At 73.4% G+C, this 14,001-nt stretch carries 13 protein-coding genes; 5 read left to right on the forward strand and 8 right to left on the reverse strand.

Features of this window, described 5'->3' with window-relative positions:
- Positions 1 to 5: 5 nt before the first annotated feature.
- On the reverse strand, positions 6 to 1,193 hold the full coding sequence (locus EMA17_RS09180; RefSeq protein WP_126636417.1) for a thiolase family protein: 1,188 nt from the start codon (positions 1,191 to 1,193) through the stop codon (positions 6 to 8).
- Positions 1,194 to 1,400: 207 nt separating this feature from the next.
- Here EMA17_RS09180 and EMA17_RS09185 point away from each other — a divergent pair, with 207 nt between their 5' ends.
- Positions 1,401 to 2,090, forward strand: a complete 690-nt coding sequence (locus tag EMA17_RS09185; protein WP_126636418.1) for a hypothetical protein — start codon at positions 1,401 to 1,403, stop codon at positions 2,088 to 2,090.
- 76 nt (positions 2,091 to 2,166) lie between these two features.
- Here the strand turns inward: EMA17_RS09185 and EMA17_RS09190 are convergent, their stop codons facing one another.
- Entirely contained in the window at positions 2,167 to 3,153 is a 987-nt protein-coding gene (locus EMA17_RS09190; protein WP_126636419.1) for a quinone oxidoreductase family protein, read from the reverse strand.
- Between the two features lie 141 nt (positions 3,154 to 3,294).
- On the opposite strand from EMA17_RS09190, the gene EMA17_RS09195 reads away from it, so the two are divergent.
- On the forward strand, positions 3,295 to 3,639 hold the full coding sequence (locus tag EMA17_RS09195) for an ArsR/SmtB family transcription factor (RefSeq protein WP_246126547.1): 345 nt from the start codon (positions 3,295 to 3,297) through the stop codon (positions 3,637 to 3,639).
- Between the two features lie 69 nt (positions 3,640 to 3,708).
- Here the strand turns inward: EMA17_RS09195 and EMA17_RS09200 are convergent, their stop codons facing one another.
- The 3 genes from EMA17_RS09200 to EMA17_RS09210 all read right to left on the reverse strand — a co-directional run bounded on the left by EMA17_RS09200 (position 3,709) and on the right by EMA17_RS09210 (position 6,734).
- Entirely contained in the window at positions 3,709 to 4,287 is a 579-nt protein-coding gene (locus tag EMA17_RS09200) for a pyridoxamine 5'-phosphate oxidase family protein (RefSeq protein ID WP_126636420.1), read from the reverse strand.
- Positions 4,288 to 4,431: 144 nt separating this feature from the next.
- Positions 4,432 to 5,961: a putative PEP-binding protein gene (locus tag EMA17_RS09205; protein ID WP_126636421.1), complete on the reverse strand. Its 1,530-nt coding sequence runs from the start codon at positions 5,959 to 5,961 to the stop codon at positions 4,432 to 4,434.
- A gap of 269 nt (positions 5,962 to 6,230) precedes the next feature.
- On the reverse strand, positions 6,231 to 6,734 hold the full coding sequence (locus tag EMA17_RS09210) for a MarR family winged helix-turn-helix transcriptional regulator (protein ID WP_246126548.1): 504 nt from the start codon (positions 6,732 to 6,734) through the stop codon (positions 6,231 to 6,233).
- 212 nt (positions 6,735 to 6,946) lie between these two features.
- On the opposite strand from EMA17_RS09210, the gene EMA17_RS09215 reads away from it, so the two are divergent.
- Together EMA17_RS09215 and EMA17_RS09220 are read left to right on the forward strand one after the other, a co-directional pair.
- The gene (locus EMA17_RS09215) at positions 6,947 to 7,708 is read left to right on the forward strand and encodes an SDR family NAD(P)-dependent oxidoreductase (protein ID WP_126636422.1); all 762 of its coding nucleotides are present in this window, start codon (positions 6,947 to 6,949) and stop codon (positions 7,706 to 7,708) included.
- A gap of 113 nt (positions 7,709 to 7,821) precedes the next feature.
- Positions 7,822 to 9,123, forward strand: coding sequence for a cytochrome P450 (locus EMA17_RS09220; RefSeq protein ID WP_126636423.1), 1,302 nt, complete (start codon positions 7,822 to 7,824; stop codon positions 9,121 to 9,123).
- Positions 9,124 to 9,586: 463 nt separating this feature from the next.
- Here EMA17_RS09220 and EMA17_RS09225 read toward each other — a convergent pair whose 3' ends face one another.
- Positions 9,587 to 10,786 (reverse strand): YidB family protein, encoded by a 1,200-nt coding sequence (locus EMA17_RS09225; protein ID WP_160161352.1) that lies wholly within the window; start codon positions 10,784 to 10,786, stop codon positions 9,587 to 9,589.
- 108 nt (positions 10,787 to 10,894) lie between these two features.
- Positions 10,895 to 11,938 (reverse strand): zinc-binding dehydrogenase, encoded by a 1,044-nt coding sequence (locus tag EMA17_RS09230; RefSeq protein WP_126636425.1) that lies wholly within the window; start codon positions 11,936 to 11,938, stop codon positions 10,895 to 10,897.
- A 173-nt stretch (positions 11,939 to 12,111) separates the two neighbouring features.
- Here EMA17_RS09230 and EMA17_RS09235 point away from each other — a divergent pair, with 173 nt between their 5' ends.
- Positions 12,112 to 12,843 carry an acyltransferase gene (locus EMA17_RS09235; RefSeq protein ID WP_126636426.1) on the forward strand — a complete coding sequence of 244 codons (732 nt, stop codon included), beginning with the start codon at positions 12,112 to 12,114 and terminating at the stop codon, positions 12,841 to 12,843.
- Positions 12,844 to 13,009: 166 nt separating this feature from the next.
- Here EMA17_RS09235 and surE read toward each other — a convergent pair whose 3' ends face one another.
- A complete protein-coding gene (gene surE, locus EMA17_RS09240) occupies positions 13,010 to 13,963 on the reverse strand; it encodes a 5'/3'-nucleotidase SurE (protein ID WP_126636427.1) in 954 nt (317 codons plus the stop codon).
- Between the last annotated feature and the right edge of the window lie 38 nt (positions 13,964 to 14,001).

Consider the following 14,001-nt stretch of genomic DNA (forward strand, 5'->3'; position numbering starts at 1 on the left):
TCTCCTCAGTTCTCCACCGTGACGGCCAGGCCCTGGCCGACGCCGATGCACAGTGCGGCCATGCCCAGGCCGCCGCCCCGGCGGCGCAACCGGTGCGCGAGCGTGCCCAGGATCCGGGCGCCGGACGCGCCGAGCGGGTGGCCGAGCGCCAGCGCGCCGCCGAGCGGGTTGACCACGGCCGGGTCCAACTCGGGCCATTCGCCCAGGCAGGCGAGCGCCTGGGCGGCGAACGCCTCGTTGAGTTCGACCGCGTCCAGGTCGGCGAGGCCGCGACCGGCCCGGGCCAGCGCGCGGCGGCCCGCCTCGACCGGGCCGATGCCGAACCGGCGCGGGTCCACGCCGTGCACGCCACTCGCGGTGATCCGGGCCAGCGGCTCGCGGCCGATGGCCCGCAGTCCCGCCGCGTCGGCCACGAGCAGCGCGGCGGCGCCGTCGTTGAGCGGCGAGGCGTTGCCCGCGGTGATCGTGCCGTCCGGGCGGAACGACGGCTTCAGCCCGGCCAACACCTCCGGGGTGCTGCCGGGCCGGACCGACTCGTCCCGGACCAGGTCCACGCCCGGGACCGGGACCACCTCGTCGGCGAACGCGCCGGCGGCCCACGCGGCGGCGGCCCCGGCGTGCGACGCGGCGGCGTAGGCGTCCTGCGCCTCCCGGGTCACGCCGTATTCCGTCGCCAGTCGCTCGGTCGCCTCGCCGAGGCCGACGGTCCACTCGGCGGGCATGCGCGGATTGACCATGCGCCAGCCGAGCGTGGTCGAGTGCAGCGTCTCGTGGCCGGCGGGATAGCCCCGGCCGGGCTTGGCCAGCACCCACGGCGCGCGCGACATCGACTCGACCCCGCCCGCGACCACGATCGAGGCATCGCCGACCGCGACCGCGCGGGCCGCCTGGATCACCGCCTCCAGGCCGGATCCGCACAGCCGGTTCACCGTGACGCCGGGCACCGACGTGGGCAGTCCGGCGAGCAGTACGGCCATCCGCGCCACGTCCCGGTTGTCCTCGCCGGCCCCGTTGGCGGCGCCGAACACCACGTCGTCGACGCGCTCCGGGTCCAGGTCCGGCGCCCGGTCGAGCAGGGCGCGCAACACGGTCGCGGCCAGATCGTCCGGCCGCACCCCGGCCAGCGCGCCGCCGTGGCGACCGATGGGCGTGCGTACGGCGTCCACCAGATAGACGTCCTCGAGCCCGTTCATGCGCTCTCCCCTGCGGCGGCGATGTCGTACCGCCCACCGTGCCGTCCGACGGCGGCCCGCCGGGCGCCCGGATTCCGCTCAGCGGAAGCGCGCACTCCGACCCGGAGTCGAACATTTGCCCGGACCGTGCCCACGGACGGCCCACACGGGACTAGCCTTCGATCGCCCGTCGCGGCGGCGTGGCACACCCACGGGGAGGACCGGCACATGGCAATGCGCAAGGCGACCATGCAGCGGCAGGTCGCGGAGGTGGTGGCCGCGGCCGTGCCCGGCGACGAACCGCTGTGCACGATGTTCGTGGTCCGCGGGCCGAACCCGATGTTGTTCGCGCTCTTCGGCGGCATCGGCGCGCTGATCGGGGCGTCGATGTCCGACTACTACTTCTTCACGGTCACCCGCCAGGGGGTGCTGTTCCACCGCGCGAGCGCGCTGAGCAGCAGGCCCAAGGAGGTGGCCTACGCGCTGACCCACGCGCAGGCCGGGGCGTTGCTGAGCGGGTTCGAGGCGAAGACGACCTGGAGCCGGATGTTCTTCCACTTCCCCGGCAAGGACAAGCCCGCCAAGCTCAACTTCCCGCGCCCGTGGCGCACCGAGGGCGAGTGGATCTTCCGCTACCTCACGGACGCGTACGCGGCGTCCGGCGGCGTTCCGCAGGGCGGCCACCCCGGCCAGGTGCCGAACCAGTACGCGCCGCAGGCGGCGAACCAGTACCCGGGGCAGCCACCGCAGCAGTACACCGGCCAGGCCCCGCAGCAGTACCCGGGCCAGGTGCCGCAGCAGTACCCGGGCCAGGCCCCGCAGAACGTGTACCCGGGTCAGGCGCCCGGCGGGTACGCACCGCAGCCGCCGCACCAGCCGCCGGGCCCGCCGCCCGGGCAATACCCGGCGCAGGGCTGATCCGACCCGGCGCGCCCGGCCGAAGTCCGGCCGAGCCGGGCCGGCTTCGACCGGGGAGCGCCTGGGTGACGGCCCGTCAGCCGGTGACCCGAACCACGTACTTGCCCGCGCCCCGCCCCGCGGCGAGCAGGTCGTGCGCGGCCGGAACCTCGGCCAACGAGGACAGTTCGGTGACCGGGAAGTCCAGCCGGTCGCCCGCGAGCAAATCCAGGGTGCCCCGGATGGCCCTGGCCACCCGCCGGGGCGCTCCCGCGACCAGGCCGCGGTGGCTGAAGCCGGTCACGGTGATGTTGCCGCCGATCAGTCGACCGGCCGGCGGCATCGGGTCGAGCGCGCCGCCCGAGGCGTTGCCGAACAGCACGATCCGGGCGCCGGTCGCCGCCGCGTCCAGGTCCAGGTCCAGCGCGCTGGTGCCCAGCGGGTCCAGGATCACATCCACCCCGTGTCCCTCGTTGGCCGCCCGGATGGCCTCCGCGTCCGCCTCGTCCCGCACGAACACCTCGTCGTAGCCGCTCTTGCGGGCCGCCTCGACCTTCTCCGCCCGGCCCACCGTGCCGATCAGCCGACCACCGCCGAGCAGCGGGACCAGTTGCGCCAGCGCACTGCCGATGCCACCGCTCGCGGAGTGCACCAGGACACTGTCCCCGGGGGCGAACCGACCCGCCTCGGCCAGCAGCAACATCGCCGTGGCCAGGCCCAGCGGCACCGCCGCCGCCGTGCGCAGCGACACCTCGGCGGGCACGGTCATGGTCAACCCGGCCCGGGCGATGGCCACTTCGGCGAGGCCGCCGCCGTCGGGCACCGCCGCGACCCGGTCGCCGACCGCCAGACCGACCACGTCCGCGCCGACCTCGCGCACCGTGCCGGCGACCTCCAGGCCGGGGCGATACGGCCAACTCCGGACATAGCCGGGATCGCCGCGCCGGGCCATCACGTCCATGAAGTTCAGCCCGGCGTACGCGACGTCGATCGCCACCTCGCCCGCGCCCGGACGAGGCACCTCCACGTCCCCGATCCGCGACCGGCGCGCGTCCCCCGGCTCGGTCATCAGCAATGCGCGCATGTCCGTCCCCGTCCACGGTTACGATGTTCGACGTACGTCGAAAGTAGTATCACGACGATCGGGGACGCCGGGCAAAATCACCGCCAAGGCGGTCGGGGAAATCCTCCGCGCGCCGGGACCCGTGGAGAAGAGGAGCCGCCCGTGCCCCGCTCGCATGCCCGGCGCCCGGCGCCGGTCCACGTGGCCACCGCCGAGATGAACGTGCTCGACGTCCTGCACGCGCTGTCCGACCCGACCCGGATGACCATCACCCGCACGCTCCACGCCGACCCCGAGCGCGCGTGCGGCACGTTCCCGGTCGAGCTGGCCCCGTCCACGCTCAGTCACCACTTCCGGGTGTTGCGCGAGGCGGGCGTGATCCACCAGCGCGAGGACGGCAACCGCCGACTGACCACACTGCGGCAGGCGGACCTGGAGGAGCGCTTCCCGGGGTTGCTCGCGGCGATCCTGGGGGCGTACGAACGGCAGGCGGCCGAGGACCGCTGACCCGGACGGGTTCACCTCGGCCGACCCCGGATCGTCACCCGCCGCCCGCCGACCGCCCTCCCCCGTCCGCTATCCGCGCAGCGGCAACGGGAGGGGTACGGCGGGCAGTCCGTCGATGCTCGCGATGTTGTACGGCTTGCTGCCGACGTACTCGACGAACTCCTCGTCGGTCTTGCGGGCCATGTACTCCTCGTGCAGGGTCCGCTCCTCGCGATAGTCCATGAACGGGACGGCGAAGCCACAGGTGTCGCTGATCAGGTTCGCCCGCACCACCACCACCGCGCGCAGCCCGGCGGCGTCCGCGTCACCGAAGCGGGCCACCAGGTCGGCGAAGCGCGGGTCGTCGCGGAAGACCGGCTCGCCCGTGCCGTGTACCCGGACGATCTTCGGCGGCCCCTCGAACGCGCACCACATCAGCGTGATCCGGCCGTTCTCCCGCAGGTGCGCGATGGTCTCGGCGTGGCTGCCGCCGAAGTCCAGGTAGGCCACGGTCCGTTCGTCCAACACGACGAGGGTGCCGGCCCGCCCCTTGGGCGACACGTTGACATGGCCGTCGTCGGCGAGCGGCGCGCTCCCCACGAAGAAGACGGGCTGGGCCTCGATGAACTCACGCAGTCGGTCGTCGATCCGCTCGTACGTTTTTCCCATGTCCGCATTATCCGACGTGGGTCGTTCGAGCCCAGGCAATATCCGGTCCGTCTCGATCGGCGGACGCACATCCCGCCACATGGACACCTGAAACCCGCTCGACCGGCGGCGATCCGTCACCGTCGGCCAGGGGCGCCCGTGACGTCAGTACGCCCGGACCGCCGCCCGAACCCCCGCGAGCGCGGTCGGCGCCACCGAGACCGCGTCGCAGCCGAGCCGGACCAGATGCGGCAGGACCGCCGGATCCGCCGCCGCGTCGCCGCACAGCGACACCGCGCGCCCGTGCGCGTGGCCCGCCCGGATGGTCTGCGCGATCGCGTCCAACACCGTCGGGTGCGCGGCCGACGCGGGCGTCAGCCGGGGGTCGTCCCGGCTCAGCCCGAGCAGCCGCGAGGTGAGGTCGTTGGTGCCCAGGGACAGGAAGTCGGCGTGCTCGGCCAGATCGTCCACCTGGTCCAGCACCTGGGGCAGTTCGACCATCGCGCCCAACGGCGGCGGAACCAGGCCCAGGCTCGCGCACGCGTCGGCGAGCAGGCCGCGCACGTGCTTGATCCGCCGGGGATGGTCGACCATCGGCAGCAGCAGCGCCACCTCGACCCCCGTGTCGCTCGCCGCACGCATCACGCCGCGCAGTTGTGCGGTCAGCGCGTCGGGTCCGGGCAGCGTGATCCGCCGGTCGCGCAGGAACGGCGGGCGTTTGTCGCCGGTGAAGTCGAGCGTGCGCACCACCACCAACCCCGGCGGTACCGCGGCCAGCACCGGGGTCAACATCGCCACGTGCCGTTCCTCGTCCGGCCAGCCGAACTCCTCGGTCAGAAAAGGCAGTTCGGTACGCAGCAGGCCCACCCCCTCGGAGCCCGCCTCACCCGCCGCGAGCGCGTCCGTCACGGTCGCCACATTGGCCCGCACCCGGATCCGGCGCCCGTCCCGGGTGATCGCCTGCCCCGCGCCGCCACCGGGCACCCGCCGCGGCGCCGGGATGGTCCGTACGCCCGCGCCCGCGTTGGCCTCGACCGTGCCCGCCTCGCCGTCCACCAGAATCAGGTCCTCGGCCAGCTCGGCCAGCGCCGCCAGCGGGATGCCGAGGACCAGCGGGATACCCAACGAGCGGGCCACGATGGCCAGATGCCCGGTCGGCCCGCCCCGCTCGGACACCGCCGCCGCCGGCCGCGCGCCGCGCAGCAGGTCCATCGCGGCCAGTTCCTCCCCGACCAGCACCGCCGGCGCCCCGCCCGGCGGTCGGCCGCCCGCCGGGTCCTCGCCGCGCAGCAGCGCGTCGGCCTGGCGGCCGATGTCGCGCACGTCCACCGCTCGCTCGGCGAGCAGTTCGTCGTCGAAACCGGCCACCACGTCGGCGAATTCGCGCACCGCCTCGGCCAGCGCGTCGATCGGCGCCAGGCCCGCCGCGAGGTGTCGGGCCGCGCCGTCGCGCAGTTCGCGATCCCGGGCGATCAGCGCGGCGAACTCGACGATGTCGGCCTCCGCCGCCCGTCCGCGCGTGCGCAGCGCCCCGGCCAGGTCGTCCATGTGCCGGGCCACGGTGTCCAGCGCGGCCGGGATGTCGGTCGGCGGCGCCGGGTCCGGCCGGGCGGCCGGTGAGCCGACCCGGGCCGCCACCAGGCGGCCGACCGCGGACCCCGGCGCGGCTCCCGTGCCGCGCAGTACCGCGCTCACGCGACCCGGACGCGGTCGCGGCCGGCGCAGTGCAGCTCTCCCACGGTGTGTCCTCTTCCTTCCACGTCGTCCCACCCGCCGCAGACCGGCACGCGTGCCCGCGGGCACGCGAGTTCGACCCGGCGGACGACAAACCGCCCGGTCCAGGCACACAGTCTGGTGGACACGCGGACGCTGTCCAGCCGAGCCGCGCACAAAGCGGGCGGACGGGGACGACGGGGCACGACGCGGGAACGTGGGTGACGCGGCGAACGGGCCCGCCGGCCGGGTCAGGCGGTGTCGTCGGCCTCGCGGTAGCGCACGGCGGAGAGGTCGTCGACGAAGCGGCCCATCAGCGCGCCGAGGGCGGCGAGGTCCTCGTCGGACCAGCCGGACAGCGCCTCCTCGAAGTGCCGATCCCGCACCCGACGCAGCCGGCGCACCACGCCGCGGCCCTTGGGGGTGAGGCCGACCCGGGTGATCCGGCCGTCGCGCGCGTCGGTGGTCCGGGTGACCAACTCGTCCGCCTCCAGCTTGCGCAGCTCCCGGCTGACCAGCGACATGTCCATCCGGGCGAGTTTGGCCAGATCGCCGATCGCCAGACCGCCGCCGCCCGCCTGCAACCGGGCCAGCAACACCACGGCCGGCTGCGAGACCTGGGCGCGCGAGGCGCTGGTGAGCTCACCGTGCACGCGGCGGCTCTGTTGCAGCCGGATCAGGCGTTCGAGCGCGGTCTGGACGTGGTGCCGCGACTCCTGTCGTTCCGGAGTGGGCGACTCGGCTGACGGGGGCACTGGACGAGTCCTCCGGGAGGGAAACAACGCCGTACGGTTTCGTATGGCGGAGGCGGGCGTTCCACAGTCTAGGTGCGCGCCCCTACCGGTCGAAGGTAATTGATGGAGTCCAGCATTGACACGTGTAGGGGCCGGTGGTTGGCTGCGCGCGTCATGATCGACGCCGGGACCAGGACCGTCGTCGAACCGATCGATTCCCCCGGGAGACCCGCGTGTTCGCACTCGACGGCAGGGCCGCGCTGGTGACCGGCGCGGGGCAGGGCGTCGGCGCGGGCATCGCCCGACTGCTCGCCGCGCAGGGCGCGATCGTGGCCGTGAACGACCTCGACGCCGAGCGCGCCGAGCAGACCTCGGCCACGATCCGCGACGCCGGCGGCCGGGCGTACCCCGCCGTGTTCGACGTGACCGACCCCAGGGCCGCGCTTTTGGCGATCCGCGCCTTCGAGCGCGCCGTCGCGCCGGTCGACATCCTGGTCAACAACGCCGGCAACGGCGGCGCCGAGGGATTTCGCCCGACCCGGTTCCGGCAGACCGTGCCCGAGGACTGGCAACGTTTCGCCGACGTCAACCTGTTCGGCGTGATGGCGTGCACCAAGGCGGTACTCGACGGGATGTGCGCGCGCCGCTTCGGACGGGTGATCACCATCGCCTCGACCGCCGGGGTGAGCGGCCAGGGGTTCGGCATCTCGCTGTACGGGGCCGCGAAGGGCGGCGCCATCGCCTTCATGCGCCACCTCGCGATGGAGACCGCGCGCGACGGCGTGACCGCGAACACGGTCGCGCTCGGTCTGATGGACCCGCGCCCCAGCGGTCGCGAGCTCGCGCACACCGCCGGGCAGGCCGAGCGCATACCGGTGGGCCGCCTGGGCACCCCCGAGGACGCCGGCGCGATCTGCGCGTTCCTCGCCTCGACCGAAAGCGCCTGGATCACCGGCCAGACCCTCCAGGTCAACGGCGGCGCGATCACCACCTGAGGCCCCCGTCCGACCCCCGCGAAAACGTACGCGCGCCCCTGGATCGTCGGCCCCATGTGTGCTGCACTGATTACCGAACCCGCGAGTAACAACGCGCGATCGGAGTGAGCGGCATGACGGCCGAGACGGCTGAACCGAGCACGACCGACCCGAACCCGAGGACCTGGCCCACCGACGTCCCGCTCGCGGACCTGGACTTCTGGTCGGGCCCGCCGGCCACGCGCGAGCGGGGCTTCGCCCGGCTGCGGGCCACATGGCCGATGCCCTACTACCCGGAGCCGGAGAGCCCGCTGGAGCCCGGCCCCGGCTTCTGGGCGCTGACCCGGCACGCCGACGTCGCGGAGGCGACCCGGCGTCCGGAGGACTTCTGTTCGGGGCGGGGCGCGACCCACATACCCGACTTCCCGCCGGGTTTCGGCGAGTTCTTCGGTTCCATGATCGAGATGGACGACCCCAGGCACCAGCGCCTGCGCCGGATCGTCGCCCGCGCCTTCACGCCCAGGATGATCAAGCAGTTCTCCGACGACGTGGACCGTACCGCCCGGACCATCGTCGACGACGTGGCCGAACGCGGCTCCTGCGACTTCGTCACAGAGGTCGCCGCCCGCCTGCCGCTCGACGTCATCTGCGACATGATGGGCGTGCCGAGCGCGGATCGCCGCTTCGTCTTCGAGCGCTCCAACGTGCTCCTCGGCGTCGCGGACCCGGAATACGTGCCCCAGGAGAACGGCGTCCACATCGAGGCGCTGCTCACGGCCGGTGCCGAACTCGCCGAACTGATGCGGGACCTGGCCGAGTTCCGGCGCGGCACCCCCACCGACGACGTGACCTCCGCGCTGGTCAACGCGGAGATCGACGGGGAGAGCCTGAACGCGGACGAACTGGCCTCGTTCTTCATCCTGCTGCTCGCCGCCGGCAACGAGACCACCCGCAACGCGATCTCGCACGGCCTGTGGCTGCTGACCGAGAACCCCGACCAACACCGATTGTGGCGCACCGACTTCGAGCGATACGCGCCGACCGCCGTGGAGGAGATCGTCCGACTCGCCTCGCCGGTGGTGTGGATGCGACGCACCGCCGTCCGGGACACCGAGCTGAACGGCAAGCGGGTCCGGGACGGCGACAAACTGCTGCTGTTCTACTGGTCGGCGAACCGGGACGAGGCGGTGTTCGCCGACCCGGAGCGGTTCGACCTCACCCGCGACCCCAACCCACATGTCGGCTTCGGCGCACGCGGCCCGCACTTCTGCCTCGGCGCACACCTGGCCCGCCGCGAAATCACCCTCCTGTTCCGGGAGTTGCTACACCGACTGCCCGACATCCGGGCGGTGGGCGAACCACAGCGACTGCGCTCGATGTTCATCAACGGCATCAAGCACATGAACTGCGAATTCACCCCCGCCCCACGCCCCTGACCACAAGGCCACCCCCACCCCCGACAACACAACAAAGCAAAGCCGCGACCCACAACACCACCGACGGAACCGAAGCCCGGCGCCACACAGCGGCAAAGCGCAGCGGAACCGCGCTCGGTGAAGCGTGACGGAACCCGAGCCTGGTGCCCGGCAGCGATGGACGCCAGCCGAGCCGCAACCCACCGCGCCATCGGTGGAGCGCAGCGGAACCGGGTTCGGGGCGCGCCACCGGGGGCGTAGTGAATTACGGCTCCTCTGCGCTTCACCGCGCGGCACCGGGCTCCGATTCCGCTTCGCTCGACCGGTGGTGCAGTGGACTACGGCTCCGCTCGAATCAGCCCTCGGACGCAGGTGGCCCGGCCTCGGCCGCAGACCAGGCTGCCGTCCCGGGCGTCGAGTCGCCTTCCGACTCGCACGCAAGCTCGGCTTCGCCCTCGGATGCCGACTCGGACACGGACTCGCCTCAGCTGTCAGGCTCGGCGTCCGACCCAGGCTTGGGCCCACCGTCCGACTCGGCCTCGGGCCCGGCATCCGACGCAGGCTTCGGCGCTGCATCCGGACCAGGTTTGGGCCCACCGCCCGACCCAGGCTTGGGCACGGTGCCCGATCCAGGCTTGGGCCCGCCGTCCGACTCGGCCTTGGGCCCGTCGTCCGACGCAGGCTTCGGCGCTGCATCCGGCTCAGGCTTGGGCCCACCGCCCGACCCAGACTTGGGCGGGCCGTCCGACCCAGACTTGGGCGCGGCGTCCGACCCAGACTTGGGCGCGGCGTCCGACCCAGGCTTGGGCCCACCGCCTGACCCAGGCTTGGGCGCGGCATCCGGCTCAGGCTTGGGCCCACCGCCCGACCCTGACTTGGGCGGGCCGTCCGACCCAGACTTGGGCGCGGCACCCGACCCAGGCTTGGGCCCACCGCCTGACCCAGGCTTGGGCGCGGCATCCGGCTCAGGCTTGGGTCCGCCGCCCGACCCAGACTTGGACCGGGCGTCCGACCCAGGCTTGGGCCCGGCGTCCGCCCCGGCCCTGGGTGCGGGCTCGGCCTCGCTGTCGGACTCGTCTCCGGCCGCCGTCTCGGCGCCGGTCGCGGCATCGGCCCCCGACCCCGCCCCGGTCCCGGCCTCCGCCGCAGCCGGTTCGACGCCCGGCTCCGCCCCGGCGCCCGACCCCGGACCCGGCTCCACGGCCGACTCCGCCCCCGAACCGGCCTCGGAAGCCCCCGGCGGAGGCGGCGCCGCCGGGGCCGCCGGGGCCGATGTCGGGTCGATCAGCGCGTCGATTCGCTCGGCGGGTGGCAACTCGCCTCCGGGGGTTACCGCGTCCACCACGCTCGGCAGTGTCGCGGCGAGCGCGGCGGCGGTCTCCTCCTTGGTCAGGCCCGCCCGGCCGGCCAGGCGGACCATCTCGTCCTCGCCGAGCGCGTCCGTGAGTTCCTTGCCGCTCACCGGCTGGTTGCGGCCGGTGTCCACCCACGACTGGGCCTGCTCGTCGAGTCCGCCGTCCCGCAGTCGCTGCACCAGCGTCCCCAGGCCGCCGGAGCCGCCCTGTCGACTCAGCAGGCCGAGCAGTACCCCCGCCAGCGCCCCGTTCCGACCGCCGCCCGGCCCACCGAGCAGGCCGCCCAGGATGCCGCCGAGTCCGCCGGGGAGGCCCATTCCGCCGCTCATCCGTCTTCTCCCTGCACAGGTAGCCCGATCAGGCTCCCATAGTGGGGTAAATAGGACAGTAGTTCGCGGTGGGCACGTCGGCAGTACGCCCATCGGGCGACGAGTCGATCAGCGGGTCGGGTCGAACAGCACCTTGAGGCAGCCGTCCGTGCGATCCGCGAAGGTGCGGTATCCGGCCGCCGCCTCGCTCAGCGGCATCCGGTGGGTGAACACGTCGACCGGGATCAGCCGGCCGTGCCGGATCAGCGGGATCAGCGTCGGCCAGGTGGCCGCCACCGGGGCCGTGGTGAAGCGCAGCGTGACATTGCGGATCAGCAGCAGCGGCACGGCGATCGGGAACGCGAAGTTCGCGTCCACCCCCACCACCGAGACGGTGCCCGAACTGCGCACCGACGCGATCGCCGCGCTCAGCGTCGCGTCCTGCCCGACCGCCTCGATCACCGCGTCCGCACCGAGCCCGCCGGTGGCCGCCCGCACCTGCTCGGCCACGTCGCCCCGGGTGGCGTCGATCGGCTCCGCGCCGAGGCGTTCGGCCATCGCGAGCCGTTCGGGCACCCGGTCCGCGGCCAGGATCCGCCCCGCGCCGAGCACCTGGGCCGCCTGGAGCGCGTACAGCCCCACCGGCCCGAGACCGATCACCAGCACCGTGGCGCCCGGGGTGATGTCGGCCCGGGTCGCCGCCGTCCAGCCGGTCGGCAGCGCGTCGGTGAGCAGCACCGCGTGGTCCGCGGAGACGTCCTCGGGCACCGGCAGGAGCCACGCGTCGGCGGCCGGCACCGCCACCGCCTCGGCATGCCCGCCCGGCAGCCCGACGTCGCCGCCCAGCACCCGCACACCACCACCCACACAGTCGATCGGATTGCCCGCCCGACACCCCGGACACCGCCCACAGCCGATCACCGGCGACACCAGCACCCGATCACCCACCGCGATCCGGCCCACGTCCGCACCGATCTCGACCACCGTGCCGACCACCTCGTGTCCCGGGCGCAGCCCGACGGCCGGGAACTCGCCCTCGTAGAAGTGCAGATCGGAGCCGCACAGGGCACTCGCGGTCACCTGGACGATCGCCCCGTCCGGACCGGCGAGCACCGGATCCGCGACCTTTTCCACGCTCACGTCCCGGGTTCCGTTGACGACGACGGCACGCATGGCCACTCCCTGGCTGGTTCGAGTACCCGACCTCCGGCGTCACACCCGACGCCCCCGGTAACACTGTTACAGAAGCCGTGTGAAGCCAACCCCCGACGGCCTCGAAACCGCCCGGCGTGACGTTCGTCCCACGGCCCGCCGAGCCGCGCGCGCACGTCGGTACGGTGATCTCCATGTCGCTGTCGCAAGCCCTGCGCGGGCACGCCCGGGGCGCCCTCTCGCGTGCCGCGCACCGAGGCTGGCGGGCGCTGCAGCGGGCGGGCGCGATCACCTCCGAGCAGCCCGGTCCGTACCGCTTCCGGCGACTGGGCGCGGACAGCAAACTGGCCTTCCCGGTCGGCTCGGTGTTCGGCGAGGAGTGGATCGCCGTGGGCGCCGGCTGCATCATCGGCGAGCACGTCACGCTGTCCGCCGGCCTGGCCCCGGGGCACGACCTGGGCAGCGCGGCGGTGGTCACCATCGGCGACCGGTGCACGATCGGGCGCGGAAGCCACATCGTCGGGCATCGCTCGATCACCATCGCCGACGACGTGTGGACCGGGCCGTACATCTACATCACCGACCAGAACCACAGCTACGCCGACCCGGATCGGCCGATCGGCACCCAGTGGCCGATCAACGACACCGTGGAGATCGGCCCGGGCAGTTGGCTGGGCGCGGGCGTGATCATCCTGCCCGGCGCCAAACTCGGCCGGAACGTGGTGGTCGCGGCCGGCTCCGTGGTGCGCGGCACGGTGCCCGACCACAGCGTGATCGCGGGCGTGCCCGCGAAGGTGGTCCGCCGGCGCACCGAAACCGGCTGGGACCCGCCGCTGCGGCACACCCCCACGCCGCTCCCGGACGGAATCACCCACGACGAGCTGGTCGCGCTGCTCACCGAGTACGACGCCTCCGGCGGCCAGTAGGCCCCGCCGGCCGATCCGCCGGTGGACCCACCGGGTTCCACGTGAAACCGCCGACCCGGGCCGGACGTACCGCGCCGGCGTGCGGGATCGACCACACGATCCGACCCCGCACGCCCGGCCCGACCCGGGTCACCCGGTCACGGGCTCACGAACTCGAAAACCCCGTTCACGCCTTCAGCCCCGACAACCGCAGCTGCACGCCCACCGCGTCCAGCACCCGTGACTGCTGCCCCCGCTGCCAACCCGGCACCGTCCAGTCGGCGTCGAGCATCGAGATCGACACCGACCCCTTGCCGATCGCGGTGGTGTCCGCGTTCCGCACCGGCTCGTTCACGTTCGGCGCCAGGCCCAGATCCAGCTTGTAGCAGGTGTCGCAGGACGGGTCCTTGACGTAGCTCACCGCCAGGAACTCGGCCTCGCCCACGTTCGTCATCTCCACCCGACCGGTCGGCTTCGCCGGGTAGTTCACGTTGAGCGTGGTGTGCGCGGGCAGCAGCGGGCCGTTCCCGCGCGCGGTGGCCGCCAGTCGGTTCACCAACTGCGTCGCGAAGGCCGTCGCCTGCGGCATCTGCGGGAACGGGTTGTGCGGATCGGCGGTGCTGTACTCGGCGCTGAACGCCACCGCCGGAATCCCCTTCTCCGCGGCGGTGATCGACGCGCCGACCGTGCCCGAGTGGTTCGTGGTGGCGCCGATGTTCTGCCCGGGGTTGATCCCGGTGACCACCAGGTCCGGCTTGCGGTCGCGGAAGACGTTCGCAAGCCCGAACGAGACCGAGTCGGCGGGCGTACCCGCGACCGACCAGATGCCGGGCTCCACCTCGGCCGCCTTGACGATCGAGCCCGGCGTGGCGTTGATCCCGGTGCCCTTGCCGGACTGGTCCGTGGCGGGCGCGACGATCACCGCGTCGTGCCCGGCCGCGCGCAGCGCCTTCTGCAGGGCCCGGATGAACGGACCCTGGTGCCCGTCGTCGTTGCTCATCAGGATGCTGAGCTTGCGGGGGGTCTGCGCACCACGCGCGTCGTCGCTCGCGACCGCCACGGGCGCGCTCGCCGCGAGCAGCGCGGCGGCGGTCGCCCCCACCGCGAGGGTCACCACACGTTTTCCACCGAATATGGCCATCTCGTCCTCCGTAGGCAAGAAGGTCTGCACGCGCCGAA

The sequence above is a fragment of the Embleya hyalina genome, from assembly GCF_003967355.1.
GTDB lineage: Bacteria > Actinomycetota > Actinomycetes > Streptomycetales > Streptomycetaceae > Embleya > Embleya hyalina.